This window comes from Mesorhizobium sp. CA15 (assembly GCF_020165215.1).
GTDB lineage: Bacteria > Pseudomonadota > Alphaproteobacteria > Rhizobiales > Rhizobiaceae > Mesorhizobium.
Map to the genome: position 1 here is coordinate 183,647 of NZ_JAIUHQ010000004.1, position 13,682 is coordinate 197,328.

Below are 13,682 nucleotides of genomic sequence, written 5' to 3' on the forward strand. Positions count from 1 at the left end.
GTCACTCGGCCGCCGCCTTGGCCTTGCCGTTACGTTCGGACGAATTGCCTTCAAGCGTATCGATCAGCCGCTTGTGGATGGTGGCAGTGCGCGTCGGGCTGTCGATCTTCTGTCCGGTCAGGTCGGTGACGTAGAACGTGTCGATGACCTTCTCGCCGAACGTCGTGATATGCGCCGAGGCGATGTCGAGCGAAAGGTCGGAGAGCGTCCCGGTGATCTCGGACAGCAAGCCCGGCCGGTCCAGCCCCTCGACCTCGATCACCGAAAAACGGTTCGACAGCGTGTTGCGGATCTCGGCGCGCGGCGGAATCCGGAACGCCTTGGCGCCGCGCTTCGGCTTGGTGCGCTTCTCGATCATCTCGGGCAGCCAGCTCTTGCCGGACAGCACGTCCTCGATCAGCCGGCCGACGCGCTCGGCGCGGCGGCGCTCGTCCTCGTCGCGGTCGAACTCCCTGGAGATCAGGATGGAGTCCAGCGCGCGGCCGTCCGAGGTGGTGAAGATCTGCGCGTCGACGATGTTGCCGCCCGCCGCGGCGCAAGCTCCCGCAATGATCGAAAGCAGGCGCGGATGGTCCGGCGCCAGCACGGTGATCTCCGTCACCGCCTCGAACTCATGCGTCTTGACCATGGTGGCAAGCTTCTTGCCGGCCGCATCCGCCTCGCGGATGAATTCGGCATGGCGAAGCTGGTCGGCAAGGTCAACCGCCAGAAGGTAATTCTCGTAGTGCTGCGCGACATAGCGCTTGCGCTCCTTCGCCGGCCAGGCAGACAGTGCCTCGGCCAGCCGCTCGCGCGCCGCGGCCGTGCGCTCGGCGCGCGAGACTTCCGAAAAGCCGCCCGTCAGGAGCAGTTCGGTCTCATAATAGAGCGTGCGCAGCAACTGCCCCTTCCAGCCGTTCCACACGCCCGGCCCGACGCCCCTGATATCGCAGACGGTGAGGATCAAAAGCAGCTTCAGCCGCTCGGCCGATTGCACGATCGAAGCAAAATCCTCGATCGTCTTGCGGTCGTTGAGGTCGCGCGTCTGCGCTGTCATCGACATCACAAGATGGTTCTCGACAAGCCAGGCGACGGTCTCGGTGTCGGCGGCCGACAGCCCCATATGCGGGCAGATGCGCCGCGCGATCCTGGCGCCGGCTTCCGAATGGTCTTCGGGCCGGCCCTTGGCGATGTCGTGCAGCAGCACCGCGACATAGAGCGCCTCACGGCTCTTTCTCAGGCCAGGCATCAGCGTGTGCGACAGCGGATGCACCTTCGCGCCGTCGCCGCGCTCGATCTCGGCCAGCACGCCGATGCAGCGGATCAGATGCTCGTCCACCGTATAGTGGTGGTACATCGAGAACTGCATCATGGCGACGATCTTGCCGAAGTCCGGGATCAGTCTGCCGAGCAGCCCCGCCTCGTTCATGCGCCTGAGATTGAGCTCGGCATTGCGGTCCGACGTCAGGATGTCGAGGAACAGCCGGTTGGCCTCCTCGTCGCGCCGGAGCGACTTGTTGACGAGCCCGAGCGAGCGGGTGAGCAGCTTCAGCGCATCGGGGTGGAATTCCAATCCGTGCTTGTCGGCGAACCAGAACAGCCTCAGCAGGTTGACCGGGTCGCGCTCGAACACGCTGTCGTCGGCGATGTTGATGCGGTGGTTGTCGACGATGAAGTCGGAGGTGCCGGCAAGCTTGCGCTTGCGCCGCTGGAAGGTGAGGAAGATGCGGTTGAAGCCCGGCACATGCTTGGCCTGCTCTTCCTCGAGCGCCGCACAGAAGATGCGGGTGAGGTCGCCGACGTCCTTGGCGACGAGGAAATAGTGCTTCATGAAGCGCTCGACCGCCGACAGGCCGGGATGCGTCGTATAGCCCAGCCGCTCGGCGATCTCGCGCTGGATGTCGAAATGCAGCCGCTCTTCCGCCTTGCCGGTGAGGAAATGCATGTGGCAGCGCACCGCCCAGAGAAAATCCTCGGCCTTCTGGAATTCGCGATATTCGGCCTCGGTGAAGACGCCCTTCTCGACCAGTTCCTCGCCGGTGCGCACGCGGTAGAAATATTTGCCGATCCAAAACAGCGTCTGCAGGTCGCGCAGGCCGCCCTTGCCGTCCTTGACATTGGGCTCGACCAGATAGCGGCTTTCGCCGGCCTTGGCGTGGCGCTCATCGCGCTCGGCGAGCTTGGCCTGCACATATTCCGGCCCGGTCGTGCGCACCACTTCATGGTCGAAGCGGGTGAGCAGTTCTTCATAGAGCTTCTGTTCGCCCCACAGGAAGCGCGCCTCGAGGATCGACGTGCGGATGGTGATGTCGCCGCGCGACAGCCTGAGGCACTCGTCGATGTTGCGGGTGGCGTGGCCGACCTTCAGCCCCATGTCCCACAGCATATAGAGCATGTATTCGACGATCTGCTCGCCCCATGGGGTCTGCTTGTAGGGCAGCAGGAAAAGCAGGTCGATGTCGGAACCCGGCGCCAGCGTGCCGCGGCCGTAGCCGCCGACGGCAACGACCGCCATGCGCTCGGCCGCGGACCGGTTCTTGACCCGATAGACATGGGTGGCGGCGAAATCATAGAGCGCCCGGATCAGTTCATCCATCAGATGCGACAGCCGCTCGGCGCAGGCATTGCCGCCGCCGTCCTGCTTGAGCATCGTCTCGGCGATCTTTCGCCCTTCGGCCATCCTGGCCTTGAGCAGTTGGAGGACGGCCGTGCGGGCAGCCGGTCCTGAACCGTCGCCGGCGCTCGCCGCCGTCAACGCGGTCAAGTCGCGGCGCAACGCATCGCCATCGATGATTTCGTCGAGTTTCAGGGAGATCTTTGCCATTCGGCGGCGTCTATAGCCTGTTTTCGCGGCGCTGTGTATGGGGCAGGCGGCCGCGATTGCCATCGCGCAGAAGCGTAATCCGCAATCGCCCGGCCGATTTTCGCAAAAGTCGAAACCGGCTCTTGACCTTCCAGTTACTGGAAGGACTACCTCCGCCTCAATTCGAGAATTCCGAGGTATTGCTGATGACCCATTCCGACCACCCCCACCATCATGCGCATGGCGGCGGCTGCTGCTCTGCGAAGAATGTCGCGCCCGACACCGAAGCGGTGCTTCGCGACCCTGTCTGCGGCATGACGGTCGATCCGGCGGCCGGCAAGCCGACGGCCGAGCATGGCGGCCGCACCTTTCATTTCTGCAGCGAGCGCTGCCGCACGAAATTCCAGGCCGAGCCCGAGGGCTATTTGACGGCCACCGATCCCGTCTGCGGCATGAGCGTCGACCGCGCGAGCGCGAAGCACTTCGTTCGCCATGAAGGGCAGGGCTTCTATTTCTGCTCCGCCGGTTGCAAGGGCAAATTCGAGGCGGAGCCGGCAAAATACCTCGCTGGCCGGCCCGAGCCGCAGCCGATGCCCAAGGGCACGCAATACACCTGCCCGATGCATCCCGAGATCATCCGCGACAAGCCCGGCTCCTGTCCGATCTGCGGCATGGCGCTGGAACCGATGGGCGTGCCGACAGGCGAGGAAGGCCCGAATCCCGAGCTCGTCGATTTCACCCGCCGCTTCTGGGTCAGCGCGGTGCTCTCCGTGCCGCTCCTGATCATTGCCATGGCGCCGATGCTGGGCTTCAGCTTCGAAACCCTCATCGACGGCCGCACGAAGACCTGGGTGGAACTGGCGCTGGCGAGCCCGGTGGTGCTGTGGGCGGCGTTTCCGTTCTTCCATCGCGGCTGGGAATCGATCCTCAACCGTAGCCCGAATATGTGGACTCTGATCTCGCTGGGTGTCGGGGCCGCCTACCTCTACAGCGTGATCGCCGCCCTGTTCCCGGACGTCTTCCCGCATCAGTTCCGCGGTCATGACGGCGCCGTCCCGGTCTATTTCGAGGCCGCCGCCGTCATCGTCGCGCTGGTCTTTCTCGGCCAGGTGCTGGAACTCAAGGCCCGCGAGCGCACCGGCTCGGCCATCCGCGCCCTGCTCGACCTTGCCCCGAAGACAGCGCGGCTGATCGGCGCCGACGGCTCCGAGAAGGACGTGCCGCTCGACAGCGTCAAGTCCGGCGACCGCTTGCGCATCCGCCCCGGCGATGCCGTGCCGGTCGACGGCATCGTGCTCGAGGGTCGGTCGGCGATCGATGAATCGATGATCACGGGCGAACCGCTGCCGGTCGAGAAGACGGAAGGCGACACGCTCACCGGCGGCACGCTGAACAAGAACGGCTCGCTGGTCATGCGCGCCGAGAAGGTCGGCGCCGAGACCACGCTGTCGCGCATTGTCGAGCTGGTCGCCAAGGCGCAGCGCTCGCGGGCGCCGATCCAGGGTCTCGCCGACCGCGTGTCCTTCTATTTCGTCCCGGCCGTCGTGCTGGTGGCGGTCCTGGCGTTCATCGCCTGGTCGATCTTCGGCCCCGAGCCGAGCCTGATCTTCGCCATCGTCTCGGCGGTGTCGGTGCTGATCATCGCCTGTCCCTGCGCGCTCGGTCTTGCGACGCCGATGTCGATCATGACCGCGACCGGGCGCGGCGCGCATGCCGGCGTGCTGATCAAGGAAGCGGCGGCATTGGAACGTTTCGCCTCGGTCGACACGCTGATCGTCGATAAGACCGGTACGCTGACCGAGGGCAAGCCGCGGCTTACCGATGTCGTTCCGGCCGCGGGCATCGGCGAGAACGAGCTGCTCGGCCTCGCGGCCGCGCTGGAAAAGGGCTCCGAGCATCCGCTGGCCGAGGCGATCGTCGAGGGCGCTGCCGCGCGCGGCCTGAAGCTGGCCGACGCGGTCGATTTCGAAGCCATTACCGGCAAGGGCGTTTCGGGCACGGTTTCGGGCAGGAAGGTCGCGCTCGGCAATGCGGCGATGATGGCGGACCTCGGCGTCGCAACGTCGGCTGCCGATACCGAGGCGCTGCAGGCCGAAGGCAAGACGGCCATGTTCGTGGCTGTCGAGGGCAGTTTCGCCGGTATCGTCGCTGTCGCCGATCCGGTAAAGACTACGACGGCCGAGGCGATCAAGGCGCTGCACGACAAGGGGCTGCGCATCATCATGGCGACAGGCGACAACGAGCGCACGGCACGAGCGATCGCCGGCAGGCTGGGCATCGACGAGGTCCGCGCCGGGTTGCTGCCGGATGAGAAGGGCGCGCTAGTCGAGGAACTGCGTGCCAAGGGCGCCGGCGTCGCCATGGCCGGCGACGGTGTCAACGACGCGCCGGCGCTGGCCGGCGCCGATGTCGGCATCGCCATGGGCACCGGCGCCGATGTCGCGGTCGAAAGCGCCGGCATCACGCTGGTCAAGGGCGACCTCAACGGCATCGTCAGGGCACGCACTCTCGCCCAGGCGACGATCCGCAACATCCGCCAGAACCTGTTCTTTGCCTTCCTCTACAACGTGCTCGGCGTGCCGGTCGCGGCCGGCGTGCTTTATCCGCTCACCGGCACGCTGCTGTCGCCGATGCTGGCGGCGGCGGCGATGAGCCTGTCATCGGTCTCCGTGATCGGCAACGCGCTGCGGCTGAGAACGTTGAAACTCTGAGCAAATCCCCCAGATACGAAATCCAACAGAAGGAGACTTGAATGACCCTGGTCAAGAAAATCGTGCTGCTTTTGATGGCGGCCGGAATGCTGCTCGCCGTGTTCCTCGAAAGCGTGCCGGCCTCGTCAGAGGAGATGAAGCACGACATGTCCAAGATGGCGATGGGCGCCCAGAGCCCGGCCACCGTCGGCTACGAGAAGGCGATGAAGAAGATGCATAAGGACATGACGATCAAATACACCGGCAATGCCGATGTCGATTTCGTCCGCAGCATGATCCCGCATCATCAGGGCGCCATCGACATGGCCAAGGTGGTGATCGCCAACGGCAAGGACCCGGAGATACGCAAGCTCGCTGAAGGCGTCGTCACGGCACAGGAAGCCGAGATCAAGCAGATGCAGGACTGGCTCGCCAAGCATCCGGCGAAATAGTCACTGCGGGAAATCCGCGGCCAGCCGGCGTCGGTCTGGATTTCCAGCTGTGGCTGTGCTGCGATCCAGCCTTACGCGGAGAACGCCATGCCCTCGTTGATCAGAACCTTGAAGCTGCCGTCGGGCGAAACCGTCCCGGTGCTGGGCCAAGGCACCTGGAAGATGGGTGAGGATCGACGGCGCCACGCCGATGAGGTCGCGGCGCTGAAGCTTGGGCTGGACCTCGGCATGACGCTGATCGACACGGCCGAAATGTATGCCGATGGCGGCGCCGAGGAGGTGGTGGCGCAAGCCATCGCCGGGCGCCGCGACGAGACCTTCCTGGTCTCCAAAGTGCTGCCCTCCAACGCCTCGCGCGCCGGCGTGAAACGGGCCTGCGAGAGCAGCTTGAAGCGCCTCGCCACCGACCGCATCGATCTCTATCTGCTGCATTGGCCGGGCAGTGTGCCGCTTTCCGAAACCGTGCAGGCGTTCGAGGCGCTGAAAACGGAGGGCAAGATCCGCCACTGGGGCGTCAGCAATTTCGACACGGACGAGATGGAGAATCTAGTCAGTCTGCCGTCCGGCGGCAATGTCCAGACTAACCAGGTGCTTTACAACCTGTCGCGGCGCGGGCTCGAATTCGACCTTGCGCCGTGGAGCCGGCAGCGCCGCATACCGCTGATGGCCTATTCGCCGGTGGAGCAGGGCGCGCTGGCCCGCAATGCGCGGCTAGAGGCGGTCGCCGCCCGCCACAACGCAACGGCCGCGCAGATCGCGCTTGCCTGGATAATGATGCAGGACGGCGTCATCGCGATCCCGAAGGCCGGCCGCCAGGAGCATGTGCGCCAGAACGCCGCCGCGCTCGACATCGCTCTGACGGCGGAAGACCTTGCCGAGCTCGATCGCGCTTTCCCGCCGCCGACGCGCAAGCGCGGCCTGGAGATGATCTAGCCGAAAAACCTCGATCGGGCGGAGAGCAGGCATTGAAACGAATTTCAGCCGGACCTCATTACGCGACCTATAAAATCGGCGACTTGACGGTCACCTCCCTGCGCGACGGTTACGTCGACATGCCCGTCCGGAGACTGCGCCAGCCGGGAGACAAGCCTTTCGGCGACGATCTGCCGCCGCAGGTGCCGCTCTTCGACGGCGCGCTCCGATTGTCGGTCAATGCCTTTGCCATCGACGACGGCGAAGACATCACGCTGATCGATACCGGATCCTCGAACGCCTGGCGCCCGACGATGGGCTTTCTGCCGCAGGCGCTGAGCGAAGCGAAGATCGCCCTCGATCGGATACACACTGTCGCCTTCACCCACACCCATCTCGACCATATCCAAGGGCTCATCCTTCCGGATGGCAGGGACGGTTTCCCGCAGCTCTCCCGCTTGCTTGTCCCTCGAGCCGAGCTCGACATGTTCCGGTCGGAAGCGAGGTTGAGCCGCTTCCATGACCGAGCGCAGCCTCTGGATCCGGGACAGCACTTGAGTGCGAACATCGAGGCGATCGCCGCGCCGGGTCATGAAATCGGCCATACCTGCTTTGGTGTTGCGAGCCACGGCGAAACATTGCTGGCCTGGGGCGACCTTGTGCACGTGCCGTCGCTTCAGTTCGATCGGCCGGACATCACATGGGAATTCGACGCCTATCAGGAGCAGGCGCGGATAACCCGGCTGCACATATTGGCCCTTGCCGCCGACAATGCCTGGTGCGTTGCAGGAGCGCATCTCGATTCACCGGGCGTCGGCCGGATTTCCCGAACCGAGACAGGCTACCGCTTCGAACCTCTGTAGGACTGGGGCTAGGTCTTGGCCGACAGCCCGAGCCGCCTGCGCAGCCGGCGCAGCGTACGGGAGAATACCCCGGCATCGTCAGCGGCACGGGCAAGGGTGAGCGCGCCCTGGATGGCGGCGACGGTTTCCTCCGCCAGTTCGACGGCTTCGGTTTTCCCATGCCCAAGTCGCGCCAGCGCATCGGCGAGTTGCGCGACCCAACGGCCGAAATAGTCCCTTATCTGGCTGGCGAAGAGGTCGCGGGATGCCTCCAGTGCGAAGGCGCCGATGAGACAGACCCGGCGCCCGGAGCGGAAGTAGCTGTCCGTCGCCGCGAGCATCTGCTCGATCCCGGCCGACGGATCGCCGCCGTCGCGCAGCGGCGCAAACACATTGTCCTCGAACCAGCCGTCGATATGGGCAATGACGGCCCTCGCCATCTCTTCCTTGCCGCCCGGAAAGAAGTGGTAAAGGCTCCCCTTGCCGAGCCCCGCCGCCTCGCCGATCAGGGCCAGGCTGGCGCCCTCATAGCCGTGCTCGCGGAAAACCTCGGCCACGATCGCCAGCAACTGGTCGTGGTCCGGAGCGATGCGGCGCATGTTTAGTGTTCTTGTTCGAGCATGATCTTTTCCAAAACCGCTACACACTTTTTGGGGTCATGCTCTAAAGCCCGAGTTCCGAAAGGCCGGGATGGTCATCCGGCCGGCGGCCGAGCGGCCAGTGGTATTTCCGCTCGCGCTCCGTGATCGGCAGGTCGTTGATGCTCGCCACGCGCCGGCGCATCAGCCCGGCCTCGTCGAATTCCCAGTTCTCGTTGCCGTAGGAGCGGAACCAGTGGCCGCTGTCGTCGCGCCATTCATAGGCGAAGCGCACCGCGATGCGGTTTTCATTCCAGGTCCAGACCTCCTTGATCAAGCGATAATCCAGCTCGCGCGCCCATTTGCGCTTGAGGAAATCGACGATCTCGCCGCGACCCGAGATGAACTCGGCCCGGTTGCGCCATCTGCTGTCCTCGGTATAGGCGAGCGAGACCCGTTCCGGGTCGCGGCTGTTCCAGGCATCCTCGGCGAGGCGCGTCTTTTGCGCCGCTGTCTCGGCCGTGAAGGGCGGCAATGGCGGACGGCTCATGAAAATCTCCTGTCGGTTACGGTCGTCGATAACCGACATTGTACCGATCGGTACAATGAGTCAACACAACAGCTCCTGCTCCTTACCGCGCGTCAGGCGACTAGACTTATCGAACCTCGGCTCTCAGCCTTTCAAAGGCATCCCGGACATATCCTGCCCACGTAGAGGTGATCTAAGGCTAGGTATTTGCCCTTCGTATCATAGAAATCAATTCATCTACTCGCTTCTTCAAGTCCAGAATATCGAAATTAGCCGGCTTCTCGCAAACTAACTTTGCGACTTTAACCTTGTCCACCTTTTCCACGATTGAAGAAGGGCGGGCGGCTGCAACAGAACTTCGGTGGCCCCTTCTGCTCGAAGGTAGGCGATGGAAGAAAAGAGCGTGGTCGAATGGCCCACCGGCCGCGGGGTTCCCGTAAACCTGTGGATAAATACCTTTAATGGCCTGTTGGAGTTCCAAATGGTCAATGTAATTCTCTATCTCGCGGCCCTTTGTAACCCAGCAAATGGCGAGACCGGCCTCCAACTCCCTTTTTAGACGCTTTTTTGTCTCGTTAATGGCAGCTTGCCGGCTAGGTTTGTCACTGTCAATTACCACAGCTAGATGCTGATTCAACGAGCGAAGCGCTATAAATTCGTCGAGATCTTCCGAGTCGGCACTTAAATGACTAAGTAATCGACCGCCATAAAACATTATGGAATAGTGAATTCCTTCAATAAACTTGGGTTCTCTTGCCGATATCCAGTGACGTACATATATCCGGTCCGACGGACCCTCAACCCAAATCACTGCGTTAGACTGGACGATATCCGACGCCTTGTACCCGAGGTCAACACAGATATTATGGCGCTCGTTTCGAAGGATTGACTCGCGAACGCTGGTCTGTTCGCCATCGTTTGATACGTGAAATATGGCCGCGCCAGGAGTGTCTATGAAGCTGGCAGAGTGCGTAGCAATAAAATACTGATTGCTGGTAAATTCCCTTAAATAAGAGATTAGCTTTCTCTGCAAAAGAGGGTGAAGGTGTATCTCTGGTTCCTCAATACAAACAATCTGGCTTTCAGTAATCGTACAAAAGGCCGCAATCATTATAACTTCATGGATACCCATCCCGAGCGATGAGATCGGCAATACCTTGCCGTCCATGTGAACAAGTATATGCTCTCGGTTGTGAGGTATCTCGATTGTTGCGTTCTGCTTACCAGTTACGTTTTGCAGGAATGAGTTAACTCTATCGAAGAGAATTCGTTCGTGCCTCATATCGTGATCGGGGCTTTGTATCTCCGCTAGCCTATCAATCAATCCGACGCCGCTGAAGTCGTCAAATTTTGACCCGCTCTTTCCAATTTGCCGTAGTGCGGGGATCAGCTTCACAGCTGGCAAGGAAACATTTTGGGCGCGTATCAAAGCCCTCAATGATTCTGGAATCCAATGTTGCTCAAGCCCTCCTCGGCCTTGATCAGTGAGATAGTTCCAAAACTGAGCCCATTGTTCGCTGTTCGCCGCCGCCAACCATTCACGAGTATCGGGTTTAAAATCCAAACCCCAAGGCTCGTTTGGATTGTCTTGTCGACGCAACCATATGAAATTATTGGTCGACAATTTAGAAGCGATCGCGTCGATGATCGACTTGGAATTTTCTCTCTTATAGTCATCTTTTATGGTTTGGAGCGCAGCGGCGACGAAATCGTCTTTTTGCACGCCGATGGATATCGAGAGCTCGCCCGTGGTTTTTCCCCGGTGTTGCTCTAGTGGCGTTTGTGCCCGCATTTTGCGAGCGGATGTATCAAAAGGCATGTAGTCAGATATGAAACTTAGTACCGTTGATTTTCCCGAGTTATTAGCGCCGATGAAGAAGTTAAAGTCCTTAAAAGGACCCATTCTTTGAATATCCGCACCGATTCCACGGTAAAATTGAAGGCTGAGGCCTTTCAAAAAAATCGCCATCTAAGCTGCTCGCGGAAGGAATCGAACTGTGCGTCTCATTCTGGAAATGAGGATGAAACGCGAGGATTATTCTATCGCATTAAGTGCTCGCCAAATTCTTTAACAGATAGAGCGCCTCCAGCGCCTCGCGCGGCGTCATCTCGTCGGGATTGATCGCGCCGAGCGCTTCGCCCAGCGCATCGCTTTTGGCGGGTTTCGGCGCTTCGCGTTTCACCGCCACCGAAAACAGCGGCAGGTCGTCGACGAGCCGATTGGTCTTCCCCGAGACTTCGCCCTCTTCGAGCTGGTGCAGCACTTCCTTGGCGCGGGCAACGACGGCTTCCGGCAGGCCGGCGAGCCGCGCCACCTGTACGCCGTAGGAGCGGTCGGCCGCGCCCTTGCCGACCTCGTGCAGGAAGACGACGTCGCCTTCCCATTCCTTCACCCGCATGGTGACGTTGTGAAGCCGGGGGAGCTTGCCCGCCAGCGCCGTCATCTCATGGAAATGCGTGGCAAAAATCGCCCGGCAGCGGTTCTTCTCATGCAGATATTCGACCGCCGCCCAGGCGATCGACAGGCCGTCGAAAGTTGCCGTGCCGCGGCCGATCTCGTCGAGGATGACCAGCGCCCGCTCGCCGGCCTGGTTGAGGATCGCCGCGGTCTCGACCATCTCGACCATGAAGGTCGAGCGGCCGCGCGCCAGGTCGTCCGAGGCGCCGACGCGCGAGAACAGCCGGTCGACGACGCCGATATGGGCGCTTTGCGCCGGCACGAAGGAGCCGGTCTGAGCGAGTATGGCGATCAGCGCATTTTGCCTGAGGAACGTTGACTTACCGCCCATATTCGGGCCGGTGAGCAGCCAGATTGCGCCGGCCTTGGCGCCGCCCTGGGGCGACAGGTCGCAATCATTGGCGACGAACGGGCCTTCGCCGGAACGCCTGAGCGCCTGTTCGACCACTGGGTGGCGCCCGCCGGCAATTTCGAAGGCGAGGCTCGAATCTACCAGCGGTCGGCACCAGCCCTCGCTTTCTGAAAGCAATGCCAGCGCCGACGAAACATCCAGAGCCGCAAGCGCGTCGGCGCCGGCGCGGATCCGTTCGGCCTCGCCCACCACTTCCGCGGTCAGCCGGTCGAAAGCGGCGAGCTCGATGCTCAGCGCCCGGTCGGCGGCGTTGGCAATCTTCGATTCCAGCTCAGCCAGCTCGGTCGTGGTGAAGCGCATGGCGTTGGCCATGGTCTGGCGATGGATGAAGCGCGCCTTGGCGGCGTCGCTGCCGGTCATGATCGAATGGTGATTGGCGGTGACCTCGATGTAATAGCCGAGCACATTGTTGTGCCGGATCTTCAGCGAGCGGATGCCGGTTTCTTCGATCAGCGAGCGCTCCAGTCCGGCGATCACCTTTCGCGATTCGTCGCGCAGCGCCCGCATCTCGTCGAGCTCGGCATTGTAGCTCGACCGCACGAAGCCGCCGTCGCGCTTGATCAGCGGCAGCTCGTCGTCGAGCGCTTCGCTGAGGTGGCGGGCAAGCGCCTCGGGCAAGGCCTTGATCGCGGCCAATGCCGCAGCGAGCTCGGCGGGCAGATCGGCCGCCGCGAACAATTCGGCGATCGCGCCGGCCGCCTCGAAGCCGGCGCGCAGCGCGCCCAGGTCGCGCGGTCCGCCGCGGTTGAGCGCCAGCCTGGACAGCGCGCGCGGCATGTCGGCGACACTTTTGAGGCTCGCCCGCAGGCCCTGGCAGAGCCGCATCTCGGAACGGAAGAACGACACCGAATCCAGCCTGGCCGCGATTGCTGTTGGATCGGTCAGCGGCGCCATCAGCCGGTCGGCGAGCAATCGCGCGCCGCCCCCCGTCACAGTGCGGTCGATCGCCTTGAACAGCGAGCCGTCGCGGCTGCCGGACAGCGTACGCAGCAGTTCCAGGTTGGCGCGCGTCGCCGGATCGATGAACAGCGTCGAGCCCTGCTCCTCGCGCTCGGGCCGCGACAGCGGCGGCCGCTCCGCTTTCTGCGTTTTTTCGACATAGGCGATGGCGCCCGAGATCGCCGATAACTCGGCGCGCGAGAATGTGCCGAAACTGTCCGGCGTCGCGACCTCGAAGAAGCGCGCGATGCGTCCGGTGGCTGAGGCCGAATCGAACAGCGACGGCGGCTGCGGATTGGCGACGCGGCCCAGCACGTCGAACACGGGCCTGAGCTCCGGATCATGGAAAACCGGCTCGGCGACGATCAGCTCGCGCGGGTCGACGCGGAAGATGTCGGCAAGCAGCCGCTCGACGCTCGTCTCGGCAACGCGGAAAGCGCCTGTCGAAATGTCGATCCAGGCCAGCGCGAAGCCGGCTTGGCTGGTCGCGCCCCCCTTCACGCGGCCAAGCGCCATCAGGAAGCTCGATTCCGAGGGCGCGAGCAGCTTGTCCTCGGTGATGGTGCCTGGCGTGACCAGCCGCACCACGTCGCGGCGCACCACCGATTTGGAGCCGCGTTTCTTGGCTTCGGCCGGGTCCTCGATCTGCTCGCACACGGCAACGCGAAAGCCTTGCGCGATCAGCTTCTGCAGATAGTCGTCCGCCGCATGCACCGGCACGCCGCACATCGGTATGTCATTGCCCTGGTGCTTGCCCCGCTTGGTCAAGACGATGCCAAGCGCCTGACTCGCCTTCTCCGCGTCGTCGAAGAACAGCTCGTAGAAATCGCCCATGCGGTAGAACAGCAGCGAATCCGGGTTCGCCGCCTTGATCTCGATGAACTGCTCCATCATCGGCGTGACGCCGGCCGTGACAAACTGTGCCGGTGCCGCCGTGGCGTTGTGTTCTTCCGGGGTACGCATATCCATCCCGGCACGCTAGCAGATGTGGGCGGGCGGTTTAATGCCGGCGGTTGCAAAAACGGGGGACGAGTGGGCGGTTGCCGCCATCAGCAGTACGGGCGCACGGGGGCGTGTTGCCTCATGCC

The 13,682-nt window shown here is 62.7% G+C and carries 9 protein-coding genes; 4 read left to right on the forward strand and 5 right to left on the reverse strand.

What is annotated here, in order from left to right; genetic code table 11:
* Position 1 precedes the first annotated feature (1 nt).
* Positions 2-2,803, reverse strand: a complete 2,802-nt coding sequence (locus LB515_RS10175; protein ID WP_224527011.1) for a [protein-PII] uridylyltransferase — start codon at positions 2,801-2,803, stop codon at positions 2-4.
* A 185-nt stretch (positions 2,804-2,988) separates the two neighbouring features.
* Between LB515_RS10175 and LB515_RS10180 the strand changes: the two genes are divergently transcribed.
* The 4 genes from LB515_RS10180 (at position 2,989) to LB515_RS10195 (ending at position 7,699) form a co-directional block, all read left to right on the forward strand.
* Positions 2,989-5,493 (forward strand): heavy metal translocating P-type ATPase, encoded by a 2,505-nt coding sequence (locus tag LB515_RS10180; protein ID WP_224707612.1) that lies wholly within the window; start codon positions 2,989-2,991, stop codon positions 5,491-5,493.
* A gap of 41 nt (positions 5,494-5,534) precedes the next feature.
* Positions 5,535-5,924 (forward strand): DUF305 domain-containing protein, encoded by a 390-nt coding sequence (locus LB515_RS10185; RefSeq protein WP_224707613.1) that lies wholly within the window; start codon positions 5,535-5,537, stop codon positions 5,922-5,924.
* An 87-nt stretch (positions 5,925-6,011) separates the two neighbouring features.
* A complete protein-coding gene (locus tag LB515_RS10190; protein ID WP_140846578.1) occupies positions 6,012-6,857 on the forward strand; it encodes an aldo/keto reductase in 846 nt (281 codons plus the stop codon).
* Between the two features lie 32 nt (positions 6,858-6,889).
* Entirely contained in the window at positions 6,890-7,699 is an 810-nt protein-coding gene (locus LB515_RS10195) for an MBL fold metallo-hydrolase (protein ID WP_224707614.1), read from the forward strand.
* An 8-nt stretch (positions 7,700-7,707) separates the two neighbouring features.
* Here LB515_RS10195 and LB515_RS10200 read toward each other — a convergent pair whose 3' ends face one another.
* The 4 genes from LB515_RS10200 to mutS form a co-directional block, all read right to left on the reverse strand.
* Positions 7,708-8,277, reverse strand: a complete 570-nt coding sequence (locus LB515_RS10200) for a TetR/AcrR family transcriptional regulator (protein ID WP_224707615.1) — start codon at positions 8,275-8,277, stop codon at positions 7,708-7,710.
* A 64-nt stretch (positions 8,278-8,341) separates the two neighbouring features.
* A complete protein-coding gene (locus LB515_RS10205) occupies positions 8,342-8,806 on the reverse strand; it encodes a DUF1348 family protein (RefSeq protein ID WP_224707616.1) in 465 nt (154 codons plus the stop codon).
* 178 nt (positions 8,807-8,984) lie between these two features.
* Positions 8,985-10,754: an ATP-dependent nuclease gene (locus LB515_RS10210; protein ID WP_224707617.1), complete on the reverse strand. Its 1,770-nt coding sequence runs from the start codon at positions 10,752-10,754 to the stop codon at positions 8,985-8,987.
* Between the two features lie 79 nt (positions 10,755-10,833).
* Positions 10,834-13,563, reverse strand: coding sequence for a DNA mismatch repair protein MutS (gene mutS / locus LB515_RS10215; RefSeq protein WP_224707618.1), 2,730 nt, complete (start codon positions 13,561-13,563; stop codon positions 10,834-10,836).
* Between the last annotated feature and the right edge of the window lie 119 nt (positions 13,564-13,682).

Excerpts from the sequence above, each read along its gene's own strand:
- LB515_RS10175 (WP_224527011.1), bottom strand. The coding sequence starts at position 2,803 with ATGGCAAAGATCTCCCTGAAACTCGACGAAATCATCGATGGCGATGCG.
- LB515_RS10180 (WP_224707612.1), top strand. The coding sequence starts at position 2,989 with ATGACCCATTCCGACCACCCCCACCATCATGCGCATGGCGGCGGCTGC.
- LB515_RS10185 (WP_224707613.1), top strand. The coding sequence starts at position 5,535 with ATGACCCTGGTCAAGAAAATCGTGCTGCTTTTGATGGCGGCCGGAATG.
- LB515_RS10190 (WP_140846578.1), top strand. The coding sequence starts at position 6,012 with ATGCCCTCGTTGATCAGAACCTTGAAGCTGCCGTCGGGCGAAACCGTC.
- LB515_RS10200 (WP_224707615.1), bottom strand. The coding sequence starts at position 8,277 with ATGCGCCGCATCGCTCCGGACCACGACCAGTTGCTGGCGATCGTGGCC.
- LB515_RS10205 (WP_224707616.1), bottom strand. The coding sequence starts at position 8,806 with ATGAGCCGTCCGCCATTGCCGCCCTTCACGGCCGAGACAGCGGCGCAA.
- LB515_RS10210 (WP_224707617.1), bottom strand. The coding sequence starts at position 10,754 with ATGGCGATTTTTTTGAAAGGCCTCAGCCTTCAATTTTACCGTGGAATC.
- mutS (WP_224707618.1), bottom strand. The coding sequence starts at position 13,563 with ATGGATATGCGTACCCCGGAAGAACACAACGCCACGGCGGCACCGGCA.